The 23,031-nt window shown below is 54.9% G+C and carries 21 protein-coding genes and 1 other annotated feature; of the genes, 6 read left to right on the forward strand and 15 right to left on the reverse strand.

What is annotated here, in order from left to right; genetic code table 11:
• Positions 1 to 69: 69 nt before the first annotated feature.
• From H8699_RS05595 to H8699_RS05605, 3 genes are all read right to left on the reverse strand, one after another.
• Positions 70 to 1,719 (reverse strand): AMP-binding protein, encoded by a 1,650-nt coding sequence (locus H8699_RS05595; RefSeq protein WP_249285111.1) that lies wholly within the window; start codon positions 1,717 to 1,719, stop codon positions 70 to 72.
• Positions 1,720 to 1,762: 43 nt separating this feature from the next.
• Positions 1,763 to 2,320: a helix-turn-helix domain-containing protein gene (locus tag H8699_RS05600; protein WP_147517877.1), complete on the reverse strand. Its 558-nt coding sequence runs from the start codon at positions 2,318 to 2,320 to the stop codon at positions 1,763 to 1,765.
• A 55-nt stretch (positions 2,321 to 2,375) separates the two neighbouring features.
• Positions 2,376 to 2,618: a binding site (T-box leader), on the reverse strand.
• Positions 2,619 to 2,673: 55 nt separating this feature from the next.
• Complete coding sequence (locus H8699_RS05605) at positions 2,674 to 3,591, reverse strand: dihydrodipicolinate synthase family protein (protein ID WP_249284836.1); 918 nt, start codon at positions 3,589 to 3,591, stop codon at positions 2,674 to 2,676.
• Positions 3,592 to 4,008: 417 nt separating this feature from the next.
• Between H8699_RS05605 and H8699_RS05610 the strand changes: the two genes are divergently transcribed.
• The 5 genes from H8699_RS05610 to H8699_RS05630 are packed head-to-tail and all read left to right on the forward strand — an operon-like array spanning position 4,009 to position 8,297.
• The gene (locus H8699_RS05610) at positions 4,009 to 4,548 is read left to right on the forward strand and encodes a helix-turn-helix domain-containing protein (RefSeq protein WP_249284837.1); all 540 of its coding nucleotides are present in this window, start codon (positions 4,009 to 4,011) and stop codon (positions 4,546 to 4,548) included.
• A gap of 30 nt (positions 4,549 to 4,578) precedes the next feature.
• A complete protein-coding gene (locus H8699_RS05615; RefSeq protein ID WP_138295957.1) occupies positions 4,579 to 5,637 on the forward strand; it encodes an ABC transporter ATP-binding protein in 1,059 nt (352 codons plus the stop codon).
• A complete protein-coding gene (locus H8699_RS05620; RefSeq protein WP_249284838.1) occupies positions 5,630 to 6,448 on the forward strand; it encodes an ABC transporter permease in 819 nt (272 codons plus the stop codon). Before H8699_RS05615 ends, H8699_RS05620 begins: the two co-directional genes overlap by 8 nt.
• On the forward strand, positions 6,448 to 7,224 hold the full coding sequence (locus H8699_RS05625) for an ABC transporter permease (RefSeq protein WP_138295959.1): 777 nt from the start codon (positions 6,448 to 6,450) through the stop codon (positions 7,222 to 7,224). Before H8699_RS05620 ends, H8699_RS05625 begins: the two co-directional genes overlap by 1 nt.
• A 17-nt stretch (positions 7,225 to 7,241) precedes the next feature.
• Positions 7,242 to 8,297: an ABC transporter substrate-binding protein gene (locus H8699_RS05630; protein WP_249284839.1), complete on the forward strand. Its 1,056-nt coding sequence runs from the start codon at positions 7,242 to 7,244 to the stop codon at positions 8,295 to 8,297.
• Between the two features lie 53 nt (positions 8,298 to 8,350).
• On the opposite strand, the gene H8699_RS05635 is transcribed toward H8699_RS05630, so the two are convergent.
• The 4 genes from H8699_RS05635 to H8699_RS05650 form a co-directional block, all read right to left on the reverse strand.
• Positions 8,351 to 8,833, reverse strand: coding sequence for a MarR family winged helix-turn-helix transcriptional regulator (locus tag H8699_RS05635; RefSeq protein WP_249284840.1), 483 nt, complete (start codon positions 8,831 to 8,833; stop codon positions 8,351 to 8,353).
• Between the two features lie 152 nt (positions 8,834 to 8,985).
• The gene (locus tag H8699_RS05640) at positions 8,986 to 10,173 is read right to left on the reverse strand and encodes a coenzyme F420-0:L-glutamate ligase (protein ID WP_249284841.1); all 1,188 of its coding nucleotides are present in this window, start codon (positions 10,171 to 10,173) and stop codon (positions 8,986 to 8,988) included.
• A gap of 53 nt (positions 10,174 to 10,226) precedes the next feature.
• Complete coding sequence (locus tag H8699_RS05645) at positions 10,227 to 10,868, reverse strand: TetR/AcrR family transcriptional regulator (protein ID WP_249284842.1); 642 nt, start codon at positions 10,866 to 10,868, stop codon at positions 10,227 to 10,229.
• A 38-nt stretch (positions 10,869 to 10,906) separates the two neighbouring features.
• The gene (locus tag H8699_RS05650) at positions 10,907 to 11,701 is read right to left on the reverse strand and encodes an alpha/beta hydrolase (protein WP_249284843.1); all 795 of its coding nucleotides are present in this window, start codon (positions 11,699 to 11,701) and stop codon (positions 10,907 to 10,909) included.
• A gap of 228 nt (positions 11,702 to 11,929) precedes the next feature.
• Between H8699_RS05650 and H8699_RS05655 the strand changes: the two genes are divergently transcribed.
• Positions 11,930 to 12,121, forward strand: a complete 192-nt coding sequence (locus tag H8699_RS05655; protein ID WP_249284844.1) for a hypothetical protein — start codon at positions 11,930 to 11,932, stop codon at positions 12,119 to 12,121.
• 184 nt (positions 12,122 to 12,305) lie between these two features.
• Here the strand turns inward: H8699_RS05655 and H8699_RS05660 are convergent, their stop codons facing one another.
• The 8 genes from H8699_RS05660 to H8699_RS05695 all read right to left on the reverse strand — a co-directional run bounded on the left by H8699_RS05660 (position 12,306) and on the right by H8699_RS05695 (position 23,007).
• Positions 12,306 to 12,662, reverse strand: coding sequence for a YlbF family regulator (locus H8699_RS05660; protein ID WP_138295966.1), 357 nt, complete (start codon positions 12,660 to 12,662; stop codon positions 12,306 to 12,308).
• Between the two features lie 13 nt (positions 12,663 to 12,675).
• Complete coding sequence (locus H8699_RS05665; RefSeq protein ID WP_249284845.1) at positions 12,676 to 14,352, reverse strand: ribonuclease J; 1,677 nt, start codon at positions 14,350 to 14,352, stop codon at positions 12,676 to 12,678.
• A gap of 445 nt (positions 14,353 to 14,797) precedes the next feature.
• Positions 14,798 to 16,183, reverse strand: a complete 1,386-nt coding sequence (gene hslU / locus H8699_RS05670) for an ATP-dependent protease ATPase subunit HslU (RefSeq protein ID WP_249284846.1) — start codon at positions 16,181 to 16,183, stop codon at positions 14,798 to 14,800.
• Complete coding sequence (gene hslV / locus H8699_RS05675; protein ID WP_147517866.1) at positions 16,171 to 16,746, reverse strand: ATP-dependent protease subunit HslV; 576 nt, start codon at positions 16,744 to 16,746, stop codon at positions 16,171 to 16,173. Before hslV ends, hslU begins: the two co-directional genes overlap by 13 nt.
• 169 nt (positions 16,747 to 16,915) lie before the next feature.
• Entirely contained in the window at positions 16,916 to 18,214 is a 1,299-nt protein-coding gene (trmFO, locus tag H8699_RS05680) for a methylenetetrahydrofolate--tRNA-(uracil(54)-C(5))-methyltransferase (FADH(2)-oxidizing) TrmFO (RefSeq protein WP_249284847.1), read from the reverse strand.
• 9 nt (positions 18,215 to 18,223) lie between these two features.
• On the reverse strand, positions 18,224 to 20,320 hold the full coding sequence (gene topA / locus H8699_RS05685; RefSeq protein WP_138295971.1) for a type I DNA topoisomerase: 2,097 nt from the start codon (positions 20,318 to 20,320) through the stop codon (positions 18,224 to 18,226).
• A 36-nt stretch (positions 20,321 to 20,356) separates the two neighbouring features.
• Positions 20,357 to 21,451: a DNA-processing protein DprA gene (gene dprA / locus H8699_RS05690; protein WP_249284848.1), complete on the reverse strand. Its 1,095-nt coding sequence runs from the start codon at positions 21,449 to 21,451 to the stop codon at positions 20,357 to 20,359.
• Positions 21,452 to 21,468: 17 nt separating this feature from the next.
• A complete protein-coding gene (locus tag H8699_RS05695; protein ID WP_249284849.1) occupies positions 21,469 to 23,007 on the reverse strand; it encodes a YifB family Mg chelatase-like AAA ATPase in 1,539 nt (512 codons plus the stop codon).
• Positions 23,008 to 23,031: the final 24 nt, after the last annotated feature.

The following is a 23,031-nucleotide window of genomic DNA, read 5'->3' on the forward strand; positions in this document are numbered from 1 at the left end:
GGAAAAGCCCGCCATAAGCGGACTTTTTCTTTAATAAAATACCAATTATACAAGTGGAACGCGCCCTTTTTATTTGCGGTTGCGCAGCTCTACCCGGCGGATCTTGCCCGAGATGGTCTTGGGCAGTTCCTCCACATACTCCACCACCCTGGGATATTTGTAGGGAGCCGTATTGGTTTTAACGTAATTTTGCAGTTCCTTGGTCAGCGCGTCGCTGGCCTCATACCCTTGGGCCAGTACGATCGTCGCCTTGACCACGATCCCGCGGACCGGGTCCTCCGCGCCGGAGATAGCGGCCTCCAAAACCGCCGGATGCTGTAGCAGTACGCTCTCCACCTCAAAGGGCCCGATGCGGTAACCGGAGGATTTGATCACATCGTCCGCCCGGCCCTCATACCAGAAATAGCCCTGCTCATCCTTCCAGGCCATATCACCCGTATAATAAACGTCATCATGCCACATTTTAGCCGTCAGCGCATCGTCGCGATAGTAGCCGCGGAACATGCCCAGCGGTTTGCCCTTATCGGTACGGATCACGATCTGCCCGACCTCGCCGGGCTTGGAGGGCTTGCCGTCCTCATCCACGATATCGATGTCATAGCCCGGAGAGGGAAGACCCATGGAACCCGGCCGCGGCTCCATCCAGGGGTAAGTCGCCACCGTCAGCGTGGTCTCCGTCTGGCCAAATCCCTCATAGAGCTTGATACCGGTCAGTTTGTGGAACTGGTTGAACACCTCCGGATTGAGCGGCTCGCCCGCTACGGTACAATAGGACAGCGAGCTTAAATCGTAGGAAGAGAAATTCGCCTTGATCAAGAAACGATAGATGGTGGGCGGCGCGCAGAAAGTCGTGATGCGGTATTTCTCCAGCACGGCCAGCAGGTCTTCCGGGATGAATTTGTCAAAGTCGTAGACAAAGACCACTGTTTCGGCCATCCACTGTCCATAGAGCTTGCCCCATACCGCCTTGCCCCATCCAGTATCCGATACGGTCAGATGGATGCCATCCTCCTGCACCTGATGCCAAAAGGCACCAGTGACGATATGCCCCAGAGGATAGACAAAATCGTGCCCCACCATTTTGGGCATTCCCGTAGTTCCGGAGGTGAAGTAAAGCAGCATCATGTCTTCATTATGCGTAGCTTCCTCGCCGGCAGGGCGCGGGAACACATCGCTGCACGCCTCCATCCCCGCATCCAGGTTGAGCCAGCCCTCCCGGTCGCCATTGACGATAAACTTCATCTCCAGCGTGGGCGATTCAGCCTGGCTGGCCTCCACATGCTCGGCGATCTCCCCATCCGAGGTGCAGATGATGGCCTTGACGCTTGCCGCATTGTTGCGGTACACCAGATCCTTTTTCGTCAAAAGATGGGTCGCCGGGATGCAGACCGCGCCCAGCTTATGCAGCGCGATGATGGCAAACCAGAACTGATAATGGCGCTTAAGGATCAGCATGACTTTATCGCCGCGCTTGATGCCCTGGCTTTTCAAGTAGTTTGCCACTTTATTACTGTTGCGCATGATGTCGGCAAAGGTAAAGCGCCGCTCGTCCCCGGCCACATTGGTCCAAAGCAGGGCCAGCTTATCGGGCTTTTCCATGCCCAGTCGGTCCACCACGTCAAAGCCGTAGTTAAAGTTCTCCGGTACGTTGACCTTAAAGTTCTCCTTAAAATCCTTATAAGAAGAAAATTCGCTGCGGGTTAAAAATTCTTCAAAGATACGCATTTTAAAAACTCCTTACGCAAGTAAAATATCAATAGCCCTACTTCATGATGATGGCCAGGAATTCCGCGTCGCCATCCAGCGCTTCCATGGCGTGGGGATAACCTGAATCGTAATAAATACAATCCCCCGCCTCCATGATGAACTCGCTCTCCCCTACGAGAATGCGCATCTTTCCGGAAAGCATAAAGTCGAATTCCTGCCCTTCATGGCTGTTGCGCTCCGGGCAGCCGGCCTTGTCCGGCTCATAGGGCACGCGTACCTGAAAGGGTTCCGCCTTTTTATTGCTGAAGGTGGGCGCCAGGTGCTGGTAGCGGTAGGCTTTGCGCCGGTCGATCGCCAGTCCCTCTCCCTTTTTGATGAAGCAGCACATGTGCAGCTTCGGGCTGTCGCCGGTGAGTAAATCAGTAAAATCCACGCCCAAGAAATTGGCGATCTTATAAAGCAGGCTAAAGGAGAAATCCTCTCCACCCGCCTCATAACGGGCGTACTGTTCCGCCGTCATGGAAAGGTGCTCGGCCATCTGCTCTGCACTAATGCCTAAAATATCCCGCAGCACCTGTATGCGCATGGCAATCTGTTTAATCTGTTCCTGCATGTTTTTTCTCTCCTTTACTAACGTCCTTGGGGTATTAAAAAACCTCCTACATCTCATATGAGACGCAGGAGGCTCTTGCGCGGTACCACTCAAATTGATTGGATAAACCAATCCTCTTTAGCCGGATTCCATCAAATCCGCTATCTGTAACGGGATATCCCGTGACCCCTTACTTGGAAACACCCTTTGAGAGGTCAAGCTCCGGAGTGATGGCCCGATGAACATAGCTGCCAGTTTGCACCAACCACTGGCTCTCTGCAAGCGTCTGCCCTTTGGCTTTCTCCATCATTGCACTGATGTTTAATTGATTGCACTTACTCTAGCATATCTTATCCCGGTTCGTCAAGCACTTTTTACATTTTTAACCCGAGATTTTCCATCTGCTGGCAGATGACCGCGCGCACGCGAGGCAGCTCCGCGACCAGTTTCTGCTCTAACGCGGCCATGCAGGGTTCTTTAAACAACTTAAAGTCAAACCCGCGCGCCAGGCACCCCAGTTTATAACCGTAAGGGAAGCCGATCTTTTTCAGTTCATCGGTCACCGCTACCACAGCCTTTTGTGCGGCGCTAGCCCGTACCATGTCTCCCGCGCGGTAGGCATTTAAGATCTCGTGCAGCACCTCGGGTATGATGCCGCCGCAGGATACCGTGCAGCCCTTGACGCCCGCCGTCAGGCCAGGGAGCAGCAATTCCTCAAACCCCACCATCACGTTGATATCGATCTTTTGTTCCTCCAGGGCGCGCATGAGCTGGTACGTAAAGCGAATGTCGCCGCTGGACTCCTTTACCCCCACCACATTGGGATGGGCGCACAGCGAGAGCAGGTTATCCATCTGTATGGCGCTGGTAAAGCCGGGCGCATTATACAGGATGACCGGGAGCGGCGCATTTTCCACCACCTCCTTGAGATAGGTGAGGATATACTCTTGCGGATAGGGATAATAATAGGGCGCGCAGATTACCACCGCGTCCGCGCCGGCTCGGGCGCTATATTGCGCCAGCGCAATGGAATCCTTCAGCTTCACATCGCACACGCCCGGCGTTACCCTGAGCTTGCCCTCGCCCGCCTCCAACACCGCATCGATCAGCGCCTTTTTCTCGTCCATATCCATATGGAGGAATTCGCCCACATTGCTTACGCAAAAGGCACCATCTACCTTTTTTTCGACCAAGAATCGCGTAATGGCCTTGGCCTGCTCCGTGTCGACCCGCCCCTGCGCATCAAAGGGCGTCATCATGGCGCTGTAGATCCCTTCCGGTTTCATCATCATTTCCAACCCCTTCTAAAATTTATCTTCCGCCCCCAGGTTTCAAATACGCTATCATTATAAAATAGAACCCCTGTAAAGTACAGGGGGACAATTCACCCCAGCGGCTATAGCGGTAAAATCCAAAATTCTGGCACACCAATACTAAACAGTAGGTAAAAAACACGCTGTTGCCGGGAACATCAAAAATTTTTTGTCGCTATTTTAGCTGTTCTTTCATTTTTATAAAAACGCTGAAACGCCTGATAATAGGGGGATTAACGCTTCTGCGTATACTTATCATCACCTCCACGGTCAAGACCGGCGCGCAGAATAACTATTGACATGTTTTGCCTAAATATGTTTTAATACTTCTGCCAATTGTTTAGTTTATTTAAACTTAATGTTTAAAGATTTGTACCCAGAAAGAGGGGGTTGAAAGTGGAAATCGGCAGTAAGATCAAACGCATGCGGATGCAGCACGGGCTGACCCAGCAGGAGCTGGCGGACCGGTGTGAACTATCCAAGGGGTTTATCTCCCAGCTGGAGCGGGATCTGGCCTCGCCCTCCATCGCCACGCTGATGGACATCCTCGAATGTTTGGGGACGGATCTAAAGAACTTTTTTAACGAAGACTCGGCTGAAAAGGTGATCTTCTCGGCGGAGGATACTTTTATCAAGACCAACGAGGAGCTGGGGACGACGATCGAATGGTTGGTGCCCAACTGCCAGAAGAACGATATGGAACCCATTTTGATGACCCTACAGCCCGGTAAATGTACGGATTCCGACAGCCCGCACAGCGGCGAGGAGTTCGGTTACGTGCTCTCCGGCACCATTCAGGTGCATTTGGGCAACCAACGTTACCGGGCCCGTAAAGGAGACGCTTTCTACTTCCCCGCCGATACGGCGCACAGCATCAGCAACCCGGGTAAGTCGGCGGCCAAATTCCTGTGGGTATCGACGCCGCCCAGTTTTTAAGTCACGATCATTTATGAGGAGGTCCGTCCCTTGAACGCAGAGAACAAGCAGATCGAACTGATCGATATTACCAAAAATTATGACGGTGAAGACGTCCTTAAAAATATCAACCTTTATATAAAAGAAGATGAGTTTTTGACCCTGCTGGGGCCCAGCGGCTGCGGCAAAACCACGACGCTGCGCTTGATCGCTGGATTTGAGTACCCTACCAACGGCAAAATCCTCTTTGACGGGCAGGATATTACCGATATGCCGCCCTATAAGCGCCGGGTCAACACCGTGTTCCAGCGCTACGCCCTCTTTCCCCACATGAACGTGGCGCAGAACATCGCCTTTGGCCCCAATCTGCGTAAAGAGGACCGGAAAAAGACCGATAAGCGCGTCAGCGAGATGCTGGAGCTAGTCGGCCTCAAGGGATATGAAAAGCGTGCGGTAGACGCTTTGAGCGGCGGCCAGCAGCAGCGCGTGGCCATCGCCCGGGCGCTGATCAATCAGCCGGATGTACTGCTGTTAGACGAGCCCCTGGGCGCGCTGGACCTGAAACTGCGTAAAGAGATGCAGGGCGAACTTAAAAAGATGCAGCAGCACCTGGGCATCACCTTTGTCTACGTCACCCACGATCAGGAAGAAGCCCTGACCATGAGCGACGAGGTAGTTGTTTTAAAAGACGGCATTATCCAGCAGATCGGTACGCCGGTAGATATTTATAACGAGCCTAAAAACGCCTTTGTAGCGGATTTTATCGGCGAGAGCAATATCTTGGACGGCATGATGGAAAAAGATCTGGTAGTGCATTTTGACGGGCACCGCTTCGAGTGCGTGGACAGCGGCTTTGGCAACGACAAGCCGGTGGATGTGGTAGTGCGGCCGGAGGATATTTATATCGTGGATGAGGAGCACGGCATGGTCTGCGGCCAGGTGACCTCGCTGACCTTTAAAGGCGTGCATAACGAAATGTTCATCCATAGCGACGATGGGTTTGATTGGATGGTGCACGATACCGGCAGCTTCCCCGTCGGCTCCCGCGTGGGGCTGATCGTTCGTCCGGATGACATCCATATCATGAAAAAAGGTGTTCAAAATGCGTAGACGTTATTTTGCCTATCCCTATAGCATCTGGATGGTGATCTTCATCGTCGTCCCCATGCTGCTGGTGCTCTATTATTCCTTTACCGACGGCAGCGGCGCCTTTACGATGGAAAACTTTCAAAAGTTTTTCCAGCCCATGTACCTGAATATTCTGTGGCGCTCTTTATGGCTGGCCTTTATCTCTACGGCGCTGTGCCTGCTGATCGGCTACCCGGCGGCGCTGGCGCTGGCCTCTAAGGACCTGAGCCGGGCCAAGGCCTTTTCGGTTCTGTTCATCGTGCCGATGTGGATGAACTTTTTGCTGCGCACCTATGCCTGGGTGGTACTGCTGGAGCGCACCGGCATTATCAACTCCTGGTTGACGGCGCTGGGGCTGCCCATTCAAACGCTGCTATATACCGATGGCGCCATCATTTTGGGCATGGTCTATAACTTTTTGCCCTTTATGATCCTCCCCATCTACTCGGTGCTGCGCAAGATGGACCGCTCCTACATCGAGGCGGCGGAGGACCTGGGCGCTAACGGGCTAACGGTGTTCCGCAAAATCACCCTGCCCATGAGCGTGCCCGGCGTGATCTCGGGCATCACCATGGTCTTTATGCCTGCGGCTTCCACCTTTGTAATTTCACGGTTATTGGGTGGCAGCAAGACCATGCTGATAGGCGATCTGATCGAAAATCAGTTTTTGCTCACGGGCGATATGAACTTTGGTTCCGCCCTGTCTGTGGCGCTGATGCTCTTTATCCTGCTGAGCATGGCGATCATGAATGCGTTTGATAAGAACAAGAAGACGACGGGAGGGCTGTGGTAATGATGCGATTTTTACGGCGCAGCTATTTAACGCTGATCCTCATATTCCTCTACGCCCCCATTTTGGTGCTGATCGTCTATTCTTTTAACGACTCTAAGACCATGGGGAATTGGGGCGGCTTTACCTTCCGCTGGTATGCAGAGCTGTTTCAGGACCCGGAGATTCTCAACGCCCTTTTTTATACCGTCGTGATCGCGCTGCTTACGGCGCTGATCTCGATGGTGATCGGCACCATCGCGGCCATTGGGATCCACTATCTCCCCCGGGTTTCGAGCATCTTTTATACCAATATAACCTATCTTCCCATCTTGAACCCGGACATCGTGACCGGTATCTCGCTGATGGTGCTCTATCTTTCTATGCAGATGGAATTGGGATTTGTTACCCTACTGCTCAGCCATATCACCTTTAGCGTACCTTACGTGATCTTTTCGGTGCTGCCTAAGCTGCGTCAGCTTAACCCCAATACCTACGAGGCGGCGCTGGATCTGGGCGCCAAACCGATGAAGGCGATTTGGCAGGTCACGATCCCAGAGATCATGCCCGGCATCATTACAGGCGGCATTCTGGCCTTTACTCTGTCCTTGGACGACTTTGTCATCAGCTTTTTTACCACCGCGGGGATACAAAATCTCTCGATCCTAGTCTACTCCATGGCCCGCCGCGGTATCAACCCAGCAATTAATGCCTTGTCGGCATTGATGTTTGTCTGCGTCCTGGCGCTACTGTTAATCGTCAACAAGCGCTCGGGCGAGGACGCGATCGACTTTATTTAACGGAGGGATATTGTACGATGAAAAAAACGGGGACCCTGCTGCTCGCGCTGTTGCTGTTGGTAACCACCTGCTTTGCGTTGGTGGGCTGCCAGAACACCCCCACCGTGCAGGTGTACAACTGGGAGGATTATATCGATCCGGAAGTGCTCAAGGATTTTGAGGAAGAGACCGGTATCACCGTAAAATACTCCCGCTTTACGACGAACGAGGATATGTATGCGCTGATGGAAAAGGGCGGCGTCAGTTATGACGTGGTTTTCCCTTCGGATTATATGATCGAGCGTATGATTCAAAACGACATGCTGCAGACCATCGATACCTCCAAGCTGGAGAACTACGGCAAGATCGGCGACCAGTTCAAGGATCTGGATTACGACCCGAATAACGAGTACTCCGTTCCCTATATGTGGGGAACCGTGGGCATCCTTTACAATAAGACCATGGTGAACGGTACGCCGGACAGCTGGGATGTGCTGTGGGATGAACAGTATAAAGATCAAATTTTGATGATCGATTCCATCCGCGATTCTCTGGGCATCACCCTTAAAAAGCTGGGCTATTCGCTCAATACCCAGAATAAGGATGAGATTGAGGCGGCTAAGGTAGCCCTGCAGGAGCAGTGGCCGCTGGCGCTGGCCTATGTGGTGGACGAGGGCAAGGATAAGATGATCCGCGGCGAGGCGGCCATGGCCGTGGTCTGGTCGGGCGATGCGGTATACGCCATGAGCGAGAACGAGGACCTGGACTATTTCGTACCCAAGGAGGGGTCAAACTTCTGGTTCGACGCCATGGTCATCCCCAAAAATGCGAAGAACCCTGAGTACGCGCAGAAGTTTATCGACTTTATGTGCCGCCCGGACATCGCGGCCCGCAATACCGAATACATCGGCTACTCTACCCCTGTGCCCGAGGCGCTGGATATTTTAGAGGAAAACGAGTATCCGTTTATGGAGGCCGAGGCCTTCAACCCTTCGGACGATGTCATCAATAACTGCGAGATCTTCCACGATCTGGGCGACAACCTCTCTTATTACGAGCAGATTTGGACCGAGATCAAAAACACCCCGCGATAAAGCAGCGTAAATATAGTAAAAAAGGGCCCGGAGAAATTTCCTCCGGGCTCTTTTTATGCCTTTTTAATCTTTTGCTGCTTATCCTCCAGGATGCGCGCAAGCTCCCTTTGCATGTTGGCCGTCATCTGTACGATACACCGGTTCAACACCAGAATGTCCTCAGGCGGAAGGTTCGAAAGCATCAGCCGCTCGTTCTCATCTGAAACACGGCGCAGAAACTCGTATGCCTGCTCGCCCTTCTCTGTAGAAAAAATACGGGATATGCGGTGATCGCGCTGGTCGCCCTTGCGCTCTACCCAACCAGCCCGCTCCATCCGCGTCAGCATGACGGTCAGGGTCGCTGGGCGTATATCCATGGCATGGGCCAGTTCGTTATGCGTACAACCGCTCATCTCATGCAGCAACATGATGACCGGCGGCTGCCCGGGAGAAAGCCCGATATCCCCCAGCTGCGCATCCACAAGCATACGGTGTAGCCGCCGGATCTGTCCGAACCGATGGCCAATATTGTTTTTCACCATTCTCAACTCCAACAACGTTTTTGCCACACCCCTCAATGCAGCACAAACACATTATAACCATGCAATTGTAAAATTGCAAAGCATCTGTTCATTTTTATTTTACCCAAAAGGGGCGCCAGCTACTTTTCTTGGCCAGCGCCCCTTTAATCGTTGTATCTATCTAGCGATTAATTGCTTGCATAGTCGTCAAAATACCCCTGGATCAACACCACCGGCGTGCCCTTGTCGCCGCTGCCGCTGGTCAGGTCGCAAAGGCTGCCCAGCAGGTCGGTCAGCTGGCGCGGGGTCGTCCCTTCCGAAACCATCTGCCCCACCAGGCTTTCTCCCTGCGCCCTTTTCTGGCGAATCGCTTCCTGCATGGCGGCGCGCGCCTGCTCGCCCTCCAGATGGGCAAACTGGTTATCGGCCAGGTATTTGAGCTTCAGCTCGTTTGGCGTGCCCTTTAACCCGCTGGTGTATGCCGGGGATACCACAGGATCGGCCAGCTCCCAGATTCCGCCCTGGGGATCTTTAAAGCCGCCGTCGCCATAGACCATGACTTCGATGTGCTTGCCCGTGCGCTCTAAAAGCATCTGGGCAATGGCCTCGACAAAGGGCTGCCCATCCTTCGGGAATAGTTTGACACTGTCCTCCGTGGCCTTATTTGAGCCTAAAAGGCCATAGTCCGGGTTAAAACCGCTGCCATCGACGGATTCGGTCAACAGGTCGTCCAGCCCCAGCACGATTTTGACCCCAGCCGCTTTCAGCATGCGCTTGGTGCGCTTACGGGTATGGATATCCGCGGCGATCACTGTATCGGTATACTGCAGCATGGCCCTGGGATCGTTGGCGAAGATGATCTCGATATGGTCGGACAGGCTTTTATAAAAGCTGACATAGTCCACGCCCGTAAAGGGATGGGTAACCTCGCCGAAATATTTGCGGAACGCGGCCTCATCCAACACGTCGGTAAAGGGATTCAGGCCGGATTCATCCAGCATATCCTCTGAGATCAGATGGTTGCCCACCTCGTCAGCCGGATAGCTGAGCTGGACGATCAGCTTGTCTACGCCCTTAGCAATACCGCTGAGCAGCAGCGAAAAACGGTTGCGGCTCAGGATGGGGAAGATGACCCCCACCGTTCCGCCGCCCGTTTTAGCGCGGACATCAGCAGCGATCTGCTCCAACGTCGCATAATTGCCCTGTGCGCGGCCCAAAACCGCCTCTGTAATGCCGATCACGTCGCGGTCGCGCAGCGCAAAGCCCTCGCTCTGTGCTGCTTGGATGACTGAATCCGCCACAATCTTGACCAAGTCGTCCCCTTGTTTGATGATGGGCGTGCGGATGCCCCGCGATACTGTTCCTACCGTTCTCACCGTTTAAACCCCTTCCAATCAGTCTTTAATAATGATGCCATCCGGCTTTTGTACTATTTTTTAAGATACTGCATCAGGATATCCCGCGTCAGCTTCAGCTGCCCAGCAGGGTCCACGCTCTGCTCCGCCTTTAAAATATCTTCTCGTGAGGCCAGACGTACGCACAGCCCCAGGAAGATATTGGTAAAGGTCACAGCCGCGTCCTTCGCATCCACCTCAGGGCGAATCAACCCCTGCTGTATCCCGCTTTCGATCATATCCCGCCGGATATTTCTGCCCTTTTTAAAGAAATTCCGGTACCGGTTCTGGAGATCCTCCGAAGGATACCGTTCCCGATAATAATGGTCAAAAAGACCCACGAAGCAAAAATAATTCGTATGCTTTTGGTAAAAGTCTATCCAGGCGTCCAGATGATTGCGCATCCGCACCAGCCCGTCCAGCGTGCTATCGTCTACCGAAGCCATATAGTCGAACAGCGAGCCCAAGACCTGCATTTGAACCTCAAAGGCCACCTCGTCTATAGATTTAAAGTATTTATACAGCGTTACGCGGCTGATGCCGGAATTGGCGGCAATATCCTTCATGCTTACGCCATTGAGATCCATCTTTAAAAACAGCGTCCGCGCCGTCTCTATGATCTCGCTGCGGCGTGCCTGCCTTTGCTGCTCCAGCTGTTCCTCCCAAGTAAGTTCCATCCACTCACCTCATTTAAAAATCCTAACGTACAAAAAGGTTAACTCGCCTGCAGCCTCCCCAGCCACCGCAGGCAAAGGTTCATCCAATCGGTATTCTGTAAGGCCTCCTCCGTTGCGCCAAGGCCATGGGGGCCATGGGCAAACACATGCAGCTCATAAGCTACGTTTGCCTTTGCCAGCGCATCGCCCAGCATCAGGGAATTTTGCACCGGGACCGAGCGGTCCTCCGCCGTATGCCAGATAAAGGCTGGCGGCATAGCCGGATGCACACGCGTTTCAAGCGACCATTGTTTCCAAAGATCCGGCCCGCCGGATTCGCCCAGCAGATTACTGCGAGAGCCTACATGCATGGCTTTCAGAAAAGAAACAACCGGATAGCATAATACCACACCATCGGGCCTACTGTCTACCCTGTCCACCGGATCTGCCGCATCGAGCTGTGCCTCATCATACATCATACCGGCACATCCGGCCAAATGACCGCCTGCGGAAAACCCCAATATCGCCACTGGCTTACCAGCTATACCCCACTGTGACGCTCGATGGCGAACCAGGCGAACGGCGCGCAGCACATCCTGCAAAGCCGCCGGCGCGCGATAAGGCGCCACGCGGTAATCCAGCACAAACGCATGCCAGCCTCCTGCACCCAGCAGTTTTGCCACCGGCTCGCCCTCGTGCTCGGCCTTAAAGGCGTAAGCCCCGCCAGGGCAGACGATCACCGCGCCTTTAGGTTTTTCTCTATCGCACAGATATGGCGTTAGCGATGGCGCTTCCTGTCCGATCTCGCCATCCCAAAGTGGGATACGTCTCTCATCCCAAAGCGGCAAACGCATGCTCTTTAAGCCCCTTTCGCATGATATATCCTTATTATAGCCTAAAATTGCAAGGTTCGTCATCCATTATTTCATTGGACTGGCAAATATTTCTTTGATTTGCGGGATGTTTGGGCAGATTTAGAATTTCAGTTGGCCTTTTACTGCATGTTTTAGGTGCACCTTCGCCATACTAACGACATATGAACAGTTAATAAAACGACTATCTTTGTAAAGGAGTATTGTACGATGAAAGAGACTAAAACGATTATTCTTCAGGAGATCGACCGGCGGCTGGAAAACCTCTATCAGCATGCAGACGATGAGATCATCCAGACAGGGAACCAATACGAAGCGCTTAATCAGGCGCTATCCAAGGTGATCAGCGTGCCTCTCGTGGGCGAGTTGGAGAGCCTGCGCGACTTTGTCTCTCAGCTTTAATCAACCGCACCTGCCCCAGGCCAGCGCCTGGGGCCTTTTATGCGATGGCGGGGAAAATGCTTCCTTCTCAATCCCCTATCTATGAAAAGTATATACTATGAATTAAAGTATAAGGTAAATCCCTCTACATACATCCAATATAGAAAAAGCAGCGAATCATATGATCCGCTGCTTTTGAGGCCTGTTATCCCTCTTGATTTTCCAAAAAACCCAGGTCGATCTGGACCGCGTCGCCCAGGATCTTAAAAATATCGCTCATCAGCTGGTTCATCCGGTATTCCGCCATCAGGTATGCGCTGATATCTTGATTATACTGCATCACCAAACCCATGCGCTTGAGGTTTTCCATCAGTTCCGGGTCCGCCGGTTTGCCGCTGAGAACGGCTGCCTGCATTTTAAACTGCTCCTTTTTGTAGGCATCCACCATTTTCTTCGCGTTTTCATCCGCATTGATCCGCTCTTTTAGCGCCTGAAACTGCTGGTACTCATCGCTCTGTGCCAGCGCGTGGGCCAGCTGATGCGCCAGATCATAAGGATTCACGGTATTCCCCTCCTTAAAGCTCAACCACGATGGGCAAAATCATCGGATTGCGCTTGGTTTTTTCATACAGATACTCCCGCAGGCGGTTGCGTACCACGTTCTTGACGTTACCCCATTCCTTACGCGGGGTATTGCGCGTGGTAGAAGCGATAGCGCTCTCAATGGCGGCGCGCGCACCGGCAATCAAGTCCTCGCTTTCCTTAACATAGACGAATCCGCGGGAAATGATCTCAGGCTCGGAGATCAACTCGCCCGTCTCCTTGGAAAGCGCCAGTACCGCGACCATCAAACCGTCTTCGGAGAGATGTTTGCGGTCCCGCAGGACCACGTTGCCCACATCGCCTATACCCAGCCCGTCCACCAGCACCTGTCCGGCGACGACCTCGCCGGCGCGCTGCGCGCTGTTGCGGGAGAACTCCAGAACCCCGCCGCACTCGGGGATAAATACGTTTTTATCCCGCATCCCAAGGCTTTTGGCCAATTCCGCATGCTGTACCAGGTGGCGGTATTCGCCGTGGATCGGCACGAAGAACTTGGGTTTGACCAGCGAGTGGATCAATTTAAGCTCCTCCTGACGCGCATGGCCGGAGGTATGCACCTCAGCCAGGGCGTCGTAAATCACCCGGGCCCCCTTGCGGTAAAGCTGGTTGATCACGCGGGATACGAATTTTTCGTTGCCCGGGATCGGCGTAGCCGAGATAATGACCGTATCGCCGGGATGGATATCCAGCTGCCGGTGCTCGCTCATGGCCATACGGACCAGCGCGCTCATCGCCTCGCCCTGGCTGCCGGTGGTAATGATCACCAGCTGATCGTCCCTGTAGCGTTTTACATCGTCCAGCTCGATCAGCATGCCATCGGGAATATGCATCTCCCCAAGGGAGGTGGCCATGTTCGCTACATTGATCATGCTACGGCCGGAAAGGCAGATTTTGCGGCGATGATTCTTAGCCGCATCGATAATCTGCTGGATGCGGTGGATGTTCGAGGCAAAGGTCGCCACGATGATGCGGCCCTTCGCCGAGCGGAAAAAGGTCTCGAAGGTCTCGCCGATCTTGCGTTCGCTGATCGTAGAGCCGGGGCGTTCCACATTGGTGCTCTCCCCCAGCAAACAGAGCACGCCCTGTTTACCCAGCAAAGCGAACTTTGCAAGGTCGGTGGGCACGCCGTCTATGGGCGTATAATCGATCTTAAAATCGCCGGTATGCACCACCGTCCCCACAGGCGTATGGATAGCCAGCGCTACCGCCCCGGCGATACTGTGGCACACCTTAATGAATTCGATAGTAAAGCAGCCGATGCTGATCTTATCGCCGGCCGCGATGGTATTGAGCTTGGCGTTGTTGATGCGGTGCTCTTTCAGCTTATTTTCGATCAGCCCCAGGGAAAGCTGGGTGCCGTATACCGGCACGGGCAGCTCACGCAGCACATAGGGCATGGCGCCGATATGGTCCTCGTGCCCGTGCGTGATCAAAATCGCGCGCAGTTTGTCCCGATTTTTGACCAAGAAAGTTATATCCGGAATGACCAGGTCGATCCCCAGCATCTCTTCCTGGGGAAACATGGAGCCGCAGTCCACCAGAATCATATCGTCTCCATATACGAACGCGGTCATATTCTTTCCGATCTCATCCACCCCGCCCAGCGGGATGATCTGTAGTTTAGGCCTTTGTTGTTTTTTGTTCGCCAAATAGCGTCCCCTCCTTTTATAGATTGCGTTAAAGTTCGCCACGAAACGCAGATTTTGCCCTCGCTCAAATCGGCAAAGCGCGTTTATGGCATTTTATTTTAGTGCAACCTGCAAGCACACAGCACAGGCTGCCATTAAAATCACATGTATTACGGACCCTTTTAGGCCCTCCAACGCTTTTTGCGGCCCGGTTGACCGCCCGAAAGCGCAGACTACCCCTCTATCTAGTTTTACCAAGGTATCGCGATTTAGACACAGATATCCCCCGCCATAGCCCTAAACAATAAAAAGGCCTGGCTGAACCTTTGCAAGACGCCCGGGGAACACACTTTGCCCCTCATCCGTTCTATTTAGCTTAATATTGCCGTACGGCCATAAAAACACATAGACAGACCACTGCCGGCGGCGAAATAACGCAAAACCGCCGCCGGCTGGCCCGCTTTAATTACAAAATATACTTTTTCAAGTCCTGTTCACGGCTGGTAAGCCCCAAGTGCTCGCGCACGTAGGCCGCATCCACCGTGATCTGGCGCACGCCCTGCTGCTCGCCCGCCTCAAAGGACAGATCCTCCAGCAGGTTCTCTAAAATGGTATGCAAACGCCGCGCGCCGATATTCTCTTTTGTTTCGTTGACATCAAAGGCGTGGTCGGCAATGGCCAAGATAGCGCTTTCGTCAAAGCTGACCTCGACATTATCCACCGCCAGCAGCGCCGCATACTGCTTGATCAACGCATTATCAGGCTGGGTCAGTATCTTTTGCATATCCTCACGTGTAAGGTTTTGCAGCTCCACGTGGATAGGGAAGCGCCCCTGCAGCTCGGGGATCAGATCCCCTACCTTGCTGACATGGAAAGCGCCGGCGGCGATAAAGAGCATATAATCAGTCTTAACTGGACCGTACTTGGTCATCACCGTGCTGCCCTCGACGATGGGCAGAATATCCCGCTGCACGCCCTCGCGCGATACATCCGGCCCGCCGGACATGTTTTTGCCCGCGACCTTATCGATCTCATCCAGGAAAATAATGCCGTCCTGTTCCGCGCGCTCTACAGCCTCGGCCGTTACCTCATCCATATCGATCAGCTTTTGCGCCTCTTCCTGCTCCAGGATCTTGCGGGCCTCGGCCAAAGTCACCTTGCGCCGTTTGCGCTGCTTGGGCAGGATACCGCCCAGGATATCCTGCATATTGATCTCGGCATTCATACCGGGCACCAGTTCCAGGCCGCGGGGCTGGTCGTCTACTTCGATCTCCATCACGCGGTTATCCAGCTCTCCCCGGCGCAGCTGATCGAGCACCGCCTGGCGGCGGGTACGCTCCGTCTCATCCATGGGCTCGGCGATCGCCGGAGTTTCCTCATGCTGCTGGTTGGCGCCGGTAAAAAAGTCGAAGGGATTGGAAGTGGTCTTCTTTTTCTTGGAGGGGATCAAAAGATCCAACAGGCGCTGTTCGGCGTTGGCCTGTGCGCGCACCTGTACCGCATCCAAACGCTGCTGCTTGACCATGCGAATAGAGGCCTCCACCAGGTCGCGGATCATGGATTCCACATCCCGTCCGACGTAGCCGACCTCTGTAAACTTAGTCGCCTCCACCTTGACAAAGGGAGCCTGCACCAGTTTGGCCAGACGCCGCGCGATCTCGGTCTTCCCCACGCCCGTGGGGCCGATCATCAGGATATTTTTGGGCGTGATCTCCTCGCGGATCTCCTCTGGCAGCTGGCTGCGGCGGTAGCGGTTGCGCAAAGCGATGGCGACCATCCGCTTGGCGTTATCCTGGCCAATGATATATCGGTTTAATTCTTCAACAATCTGTCTTGGCGTTAAGTTGGACATGGTAAGCTCCTGACCTCCTGCGGTTTTTCCGCGCTGATCTCCTCAACGGTAATATGGTCATTGGTAAATACACAGATCGAACTGGCGATCAAAATCGCCTTTTGCGCAATATCCCGTGCCGGAAGCGCGGTATTCTCCACCAGCGCCTTGGCCGCGGCATAGGCATACGAGCCGCCCGAGCCGATAGCAACCACACCATCGTCCGGGTCGATCACCTCTCCACTGCCCGAGAGCACCAAAAGATCCTGCGCATCTGCCGCGATCAGCATCGCCTCTAACTGGCGGCCGGCCCGCTCACCATGCCAATCCTGCGCCAGCTCAACGGCGGCGCGCGGCAGGTTGCCGCCATACTGTTCCAACTTCGCCTCGAAGCGCTCGCTCAAAGTAAAGGCATCGGCTACAGACCCTGCAAAGCCTACGATCACCCTGCCATTATAGATCCGGCGTACCTTAACGGCGCCGCGCTTCATGACGACTTTTTCGCCCATGGTGACCTGCCCATCGCCTGCGATGGCACAGGTGCCGTCCCGTTTGACGGCTACAATCGTCGTTCCTTCCAACATTTTATTACTTCCTTATCTTAAAATCTCGTTATCGTTCTGGTCTACAGCTATCAATACTCCATCCTACCATATTCGGCGGCACTTTGGCAAACCGCTAGCTTGCGCTATGCCGGTTACTCTTAATGGAACCATCCTGCCAAACCGCGCAAAGGGTCCGCTCCATTTTACGTTAAACCAAGGTCTTGATATGTTCCAGCGCGCGCTGGGCGATGGCCAGGTTCTTTTCTTTTTTGTTGCGGATGCGCTTTTCCAGCGGACGCATGATGCCGAAATTGGCGTTCATCGGCTGAAAATCGCTGCCAGCATAGCTGGAAACATAGTGCCCCAGCGCGCCGATGGCCGTGATATCGCCAAATTCGGGGACTGGCTCATCCAAAAGGTAGGCGGCCATTCCCCGCCCGGCCACAAGGCCGCTGGCGGCGGATTCCACATAGCCCTCCACGCCGGTGATCTGCCCGGCGAAAAACACGTCCGGCCTGGCTAACATTTGGTAGTGGGCGCTCAGCACTCCGGGCGAATGGATGTACGTATTGCGGTGCATAACGCCATAGCGCACAAATTCCGCATTTTCAAGGCCGGGTATCATAGAAAACACCCGTTTTTGCTCGCCAAATTTCAGATGGGTCTGGAAGCCTACCAGGTTGTACAGCCGCCCTTCCCGGTCGTCCTGGCGCAGCTGCACCACGGCATAGGGGCGCGCACCCGTACGCGGATCGCGCAAGCCGATGGGCTTGAGCGGACCATAGGCCAGCGTCTGCGGGCCGCGCTTGGCCATTACCTCTACCGGCATACAGCCTTCAAACACCTTTTGGTCCTCAAAACCGTGTACCGGCGCCTCCTGTGCGTGGATCAGCGCCTCATAAAAGGCAAAATACTGTTCCTCGGTCATGGGGCAATTCAAATAATCCTCCCCTCGTCCATAGCGGGACGCGGGAAAGATAATATCCATATTCAGCGATTCTTTAAGGACGATGGGCGCAGCCGCATCGAAAAAGTGCATGCGCTCAAGCTTCAGATTCCGAGCGATCACCTCGCCCAGCGCATCTGAAGCCAGCGGCCCCGCCGCGATGATGACGGGCCCCTCGGGCAGTTCGGTACATTCGCCATAAGCGACTTCTACCATTGGGTGCTCACTAAGGCGCGCGGTAATAAAGCCCGAGAAATCCTCCCGGTCTACCGCCAAAGCGCCCCCTGCCGGGACGCGGGCATGATCCGCCGCCTGCATGATCAGCGAATCAAGCAGGCGCATCTCCTCTTTCAGCAGGCCGACTGCGTTTTCCAGCCGGTCGCTGCGCAGGCTGTTGCTGCACACGAGTTCGGCAAAGTTGCCGGTCTTATGCGCCGGGGTCATCTGCTCCGGGCGCATTTCACAAAGGCGCACCGGAATATTGCGCTGGGCCAACTGCCAAGCCGCCTCACAGCCGGCAAGGCCCGCACCTATAATCGTAACACGTTTATCCTTTAGCATAATCCTTCCTTAAGACGGCTGGGGCGCATCCGCATTGTGGCTGTAGCCGCACTCTTCATTCGCGCATTGGTGGATATTCACGCCGTTGCGCTTGCGCAGCACCATGTAACCGCCGCACTCCGGGCACTTCTCTTTCACCGGCATATTCCAGCTGACAAAATCGCACTCGGGATATTTTTCACATCCATAAAACGTACGGCCGCGCTTGCTGCGCCGCACCACCAGCTTGCTGCCGCACTTGGGGCAGGGCACCTCCAGCTCCTGTACGATGGGCCGGGTGTTTTTGCACTGTGGATAGTTGGGGCAAGCCAAAAACTTACCGAACCGCCCGATCTTATAAACCATTTTGGCGCCGCATTTTTCGCAGGTAACATCCGAAACCTCGTCTTTGACCTCGATCTTTTCCATAGCCTCCTGCGCGTGGGCCAAGCTCTTGCTAAAGGGCTGATAGAACTCATCCACCACGCTCTGCCAGGACATATCGCCCTCTTCCACGTGGTCCAGGTTGTCCTCCATCTGGGCGGTAAAGGCGATGTCCACCACCGAGGAGAAATACCGCATCATAATATCGTTGATAATATTGCCAAGCTCCGTCGGGGCCAGCATCTTATTCTCCCGGCGCACATATCCCCGCTCCAGAATCGTGGAAATGATGGGCGCATAGGTGCTGGGCCGGCCGATTCCCTTTTCCTCCAGCGCGCGCACCAGCGAAGCCTCGCTGTAGCGGGCCGGCGGCTCGGTAAAGTGCTGGGCCGCATCCAACTCTTCTAACTGCAGCTTTTCGCCCTGGTGCAGGTTGAAAAGCTTGCTCTCATCCTGGGCATCCGCCTCGTCCGCTTCTACGGCGTAAACGGCGGAAAAGCCGGGGAAGCTCATCTTCGCCCCGCTGAAACGGAAACCATAGTCCCCCGCGCCAATGGTAGCCGTCATGGTCTCAAATCGCGTCGGGGTCATCTGGCTGGCTAAAAAGCGGGTATAGATCAATTTATAAAGCTTATACTGCTCGCTGGTCAAAGATTCCTTGACCAGATCGGGGTGGTTGCTCATCACCGTGGGACGGATGGCCTCGTGGGCATCCTGCGCGCCGCGGCGGCCTTTAAACTGGTTAAAAGTCTCCGGCACATACTCCGCACCGTATTTATCCATCAGATATTCCTTAGCCGCCTCCTGCGCTTCCGTAGAGATACGGGTGGAATCGGTACGGATATAGGTCACAAGGCCGATTGTGCCCTGCCCTTTTACGTCCACGCCCTCATAAAGCTGCTGGGCGACCATCATCGTCCGCTTGGTAGTAAAGGAAAGCTTGCGCGCCGCCTCCTGCTGCAAAGTACTGGTGGTAAAAGGCGCGGGGGGGTTTTTGCGTTTTTCCCCCTTGCGCACGCCATCCACACTGAACTCCGCCTGCTGCAGGCGTTCTTTGGCCTCAGCCGCAATCTCGGCTGTGATCTCATCAATGCGCTTGCCCTTATAAGTTACCAGGCGCGCATGGAAAAAGGCCTTTTTTCCCTCCTGATGCAGTTTGGCGATCACCGTCCAATACTCTTTGGGCTGAAAGGCGTTGATCTCGGCCTCCCGGTCGCAGATCATACGGGTGGCTACGGACTGCACGCGCCCGGCGCTCAGGCGCTTACGCACCTTTTCCCACAAAAGCGGGCTGATGGAATAACCCACCAAGCGGTCCACCACGCGGCGGGCCTGCTGGGCATCAACTAGGTTGATATTGATCTGCCTTGGATTTTTAATGGCGGATTTGACCGCCTGCTTGGTGATCTCATGAAATTCGATACGGCAAGGGGCCTTGTCATCCATCTTGAGAAGATGCGCCAGATGCCAGGAAATCGCCTCTCCTTCGCGGTCAGGGTCCGTCGCCAGGTAGATCGCCTTGGCGGACTTGGCCTTTTTCTTAAGCTTTTCCACGATCTCCCCGTGGCCGCGGATGGTGATGTATTTAGGCTCGTAATTATGTTCAATGTCCACGCCGGTCTGGCTTTTGGGCAGGTCCCGCACGTGTCCGTTCGATGCTTCTACTGTATATCCATGCCCCAAAAACTTGCTGATGGTTTTGGCTTTTGCGGGCGATTCGACAATTACCAGCTTATCTGCCATTCAAGAACCTCCAAAATCATGATAAAAGACATCGAGCTATAGGTGATAAATACCGCCCGATGACTGTTTAATTATTCCCCTTAATTCCAACATTGTCAAGGTCGTATTTAATTTTTGCGCAGAGCAATCCACCTGCGCGGCCAGCTCCTCGCGGTTAAATTCGCCGCTCTCCAGCAGCGCGAGTACCTGCTTTTCCTCTGGATTTGTGGCGGGATGGGGTTGATCTCCGCTGCTTTTTGCCGCCTCGGGCGCCTTGGGGGTATAGCTCCAGCCCAGTTCGTCCAGCACATCGGTAAACTCCAGCAGCATGTGCGCCCCGTCCCGGATCATCCGGTTGGTGCCGGCGCTGTTTGGCGAATTGATGTTGCCCGGAAGCGCAAATACCTCGCGGCCCTGCTCCAAGGCAAAATTCAAGGTATGCAGCGCGCCGCTGCGCTCCCCCGCCTCCACCAAAATCACGGCGGTAGAAAGGCCGGAGATGATGCGGTTGCGCGCCGGGAAGTGGTTGCCAAGCGGCTCTGCACCCGGCAAGTATTCTGAAATCAGCAACCCTTTTTTAGCGATCTCGTCGTACAGCTCCTGATTTTCAGGCGGATAGACCACATCGACCCCGCAGCCCAGCACGGCAATGGTCTTCCCCTCGGCAGCCAGGGCGCCGCGGTGCGAGCAGGAATCGATCCCCCTGGCCATACCGGAAACGATCACAGCCCCGGTGGCGGCCAAGTCCTGCGCCAGCTCAAAAGCCATTTCCTTGCCATAGCGCGTGGCGCGCCGCGAGCCCACCATGGCGATAGAAGGCCTGCCCAGCAGCGAGGTATCGCCAATGGCGTAGAGCAGGCAGGGCGGATCGTCGATGCTCTTTAGAATTTCCGGATAGTGGGGATGTGAAAAGGTAAGCGCCTGCAGGCCACGCTGCTCCAACCGCTGGGCCAATGCATCCACGCGCTGGGGAGAGCGGGCTTTGAGCAGCGCCGCTTCCGTCTTTTCGCCCAGCGGATAACTGCCGGCGCGGTATTCGTTAAATACAGCCTGCGCCGAACCAAAATGCTCGACCAGTTCAAAATAATGCGTGGCGCCAATGCCGGGTATGGTCGCCAGCCAAATCTCGTATTTTTGCATCTCGCTGTACATATTCTGCTCCCCCTCCCTTAAACCTGCCAGTACTTCCGGTCCAGGCTGCGGTATTGAATGGCCTCGGCAACATCCGTCGCCGCGATCTGCGCGCGCCCGTCCAGGTCCGCAATGGTCCTTGCTACCTTTAAAATGCGGCTGTGCGCCCGCGCAGATAAGCGCAGCTGGTGGAATGCCTGGCGCAGCAGCGCGCTGCCCTGCGCATCCAGGGCGCAAACCTCGTTCATCAGCCGGTTGCTCAGCTGCGAGTTAAAGTATATGCCTTTTTGCTTATACCGGCTTCGCTGAATCTCCCTGGCGCGCTCCACCCGCTTGCGGATGTCCGCCGAGCTCTCCTCAGGCTGTTGCTTTTGCGTTAGCTGTGTATAGGTGATGGGCTGCACCTCCACCTGGATATCGATCCTGTCCAGCAGCGGGCCGCTGATGCGGTTTAAATAGCGCTGAATCTGCAGTGGCGTGCACCGGCACTCCTGCGTGGCAGAACCAAAATTGCCGCAAGGGCAGGGATTCATCGACCCTATCAGCATAAATTGCGCCGGATAGGTGTAATTGGCGTTGACCCGCGCCACCGTAATATTCCCATCTTCCAGGGGCTGGCGCAGCGCCTCCAATATTTCCCGGGGAAACTCCGGCATCTCATCAAGGAACAACACGCCCAGATGCGCCAAGCTGATCTCCCCCGGCCGGGCATTGCGCCCGCCGCCGGTGATAGAAGGCACGGAAGCCGAGTGATGCGGCGCGCGAAAGGGCCGCTCGGTCACCAATCCGCCATGGAGCAGCGTCTGCCCCGCAACGCTGTGGATCTTGGTGATCTCCAGGGCCTCGTCAAAGGTCAGCTCCGGCAAAATGCTGGGCAGGTTATGGGCCAGCATGGTCTTGCCCGAACCAGGCGGGCCGACCATGATCACATTATGTCCGCCGGCGGCGGCGATCTCCAGCGCTCGCTTAGCGGCAGCCTGTCCCTTGACCTCTGAAAAGTCGCCCTGATATACGCTTTCCCGTCTTAGCGCCTCAAAGGATTGCAGCGGCACGGGAGAAAGCGCCTCCTCCCCGCGCAAAGAGCCCACCAGCTGGCTCAGGGTTTGGGCGGCGTAAACCGCCATGCCTTCTACAAAGGCGGCCTCCGCGGCGTTTTCAGCGGGCAGTATCACTTTTTGAAAGCCCATCTCCCGCGCGGCAATCACCATGGGCAAAACGCCGGTCACCGGGCGGATGCCGCCATCCAAAGAGAGCTCCCCGCAGATCAAATAATCCTGCGCTGCCTCACGCGGCACCTGCGCGGTGGCGCAAAGCAGGCCGATGGCAATGGGCAGATCGTAAAGCGGGCCCTCTTTTCGCATATTGGCCGGGGCCAGATTGACGGTGATGCGCTGGGCGGGATACTCAAAGCCCGCATTCCTAAGCGCCGCGCGCACCCGTTCCCGCGATTCTTTGACGGCGGCATCCGGCAGGCCCACGGTCTCATAGGCCGGCAGGCCGTTTGATACGTCCACCTCTACAGATACCGCATACCCCGCCAGGCCGTTTAGGCCAAAGCTGTGGATCTTAGAAAGCATGGTCTCTCCCCTTCTTCGCCACCC

The sequence above is a fragment of the Luoshenia tenuis genome (assembly GCF_014384745.1).
In the GTDB taxonomy this organism is placed as follows: Bacteria; Bacillota; Clostridia; order Christensenellales.

Excerpts from the sequence above, each read along its gene's own strand:
- H8699_RS05600 (WP_147517877.1), bottom strand. The coding sequence starts at position 2,320 with ATGCAGGAACAGATTAAACAGATTGCCATGCGCATACAGGTGCTGCGG.
- H8699_RS05605 (WP_249284836.1), bottom strand. The coding sequence starts at position 3,591 with ATGATGATGAAACCGGAAGGGATCTACAGCGCCATGATGACGCCCTTT.
- H8699_RS05620 (WP_249284838.1), top strand. The coding sequence starts at position 5,630 with ATGCGTAGACGTTATTTTGCCTATCCCTATAGCATCTGGATGGTGATC.
- H8699_RS05625 (WP_138295959.1), top strand. The coding sequence starts at position 6,448 with ATGATGCGATTTTTACGGCGCAGCTATTTAACGCTGATCCTCATATTC.
- H8699_RS05630 (WP_249284839.1), top strand. The coding sequence starts at position 7,242 with ATGAAAAAAACGGGGACCCTGCTGCTCGCGCTGTTGCTGTTGGTAACC.
- H8699_RS05645 (WP_249284842.1), bottom strand. The coding sequence starts at position 10,868 with ATGGAACTTACTTGGGAGGAACAGCTGGAGCAGCAAAGGCAGGCACGC.
- H8699_RS05650 (WP_249284843.1), bottom strand. The coding sequence starts at position 11,701 with ATGCGTTTGCCGCTTTGGGATGAGAGACGTATCCCACTTTGGGATGGC.
- H8699_RS05655 (WP_249284844.1), top strand. The coding sequence starts at position 11,930 with ATGAAAGAGACTAAAACGATTATTCTTCAGGAGATCGACCGGCGGCTG.
- hslU (WP_249284846.1), bottom strand. The coding sequence starts at position 16,183 with ATGTCCAACTTAACGCCAAGACAGATTGTTGAAGAATTAAACCGATAT.
- hslV (WP_147517866.1), bottom strand. The coding sequence starts at position 16,746 with ATGTTGGAAGGAACGACGATTGTAGCCGTCAAACGGGACGGCACCTGT.
- trmFO (WP_249284847.1), bottom strand. The coding sequence starts at position 18,214 with ATGCTAAAGGATAAACGTGTTACGATTATAGGTGCGGGCCTTGCCGGC.
- topA (WP_138295971.1), bottom strand. The coding sequence starts at position 20,320 with ATGGCAGATAAGCTGGTAATTGTCGAATCGCCCGCAAAAGCCAAAACC.
- dprA (WP_249284848.1), bottom strand. The coding sequence starts at position 21,451 with ATGTACAGCGAGATGCAAAAATACGAGATTTGGCTGGCGACCATACCC.
- H8699_RS05695 (WP_249284849.1), bottom strand. The coding sequence starts at position 23,007 with ATGCTTTCTAAGATCCACAGCTTTGGCCTAAACGGCCTGGCGGGGTAT.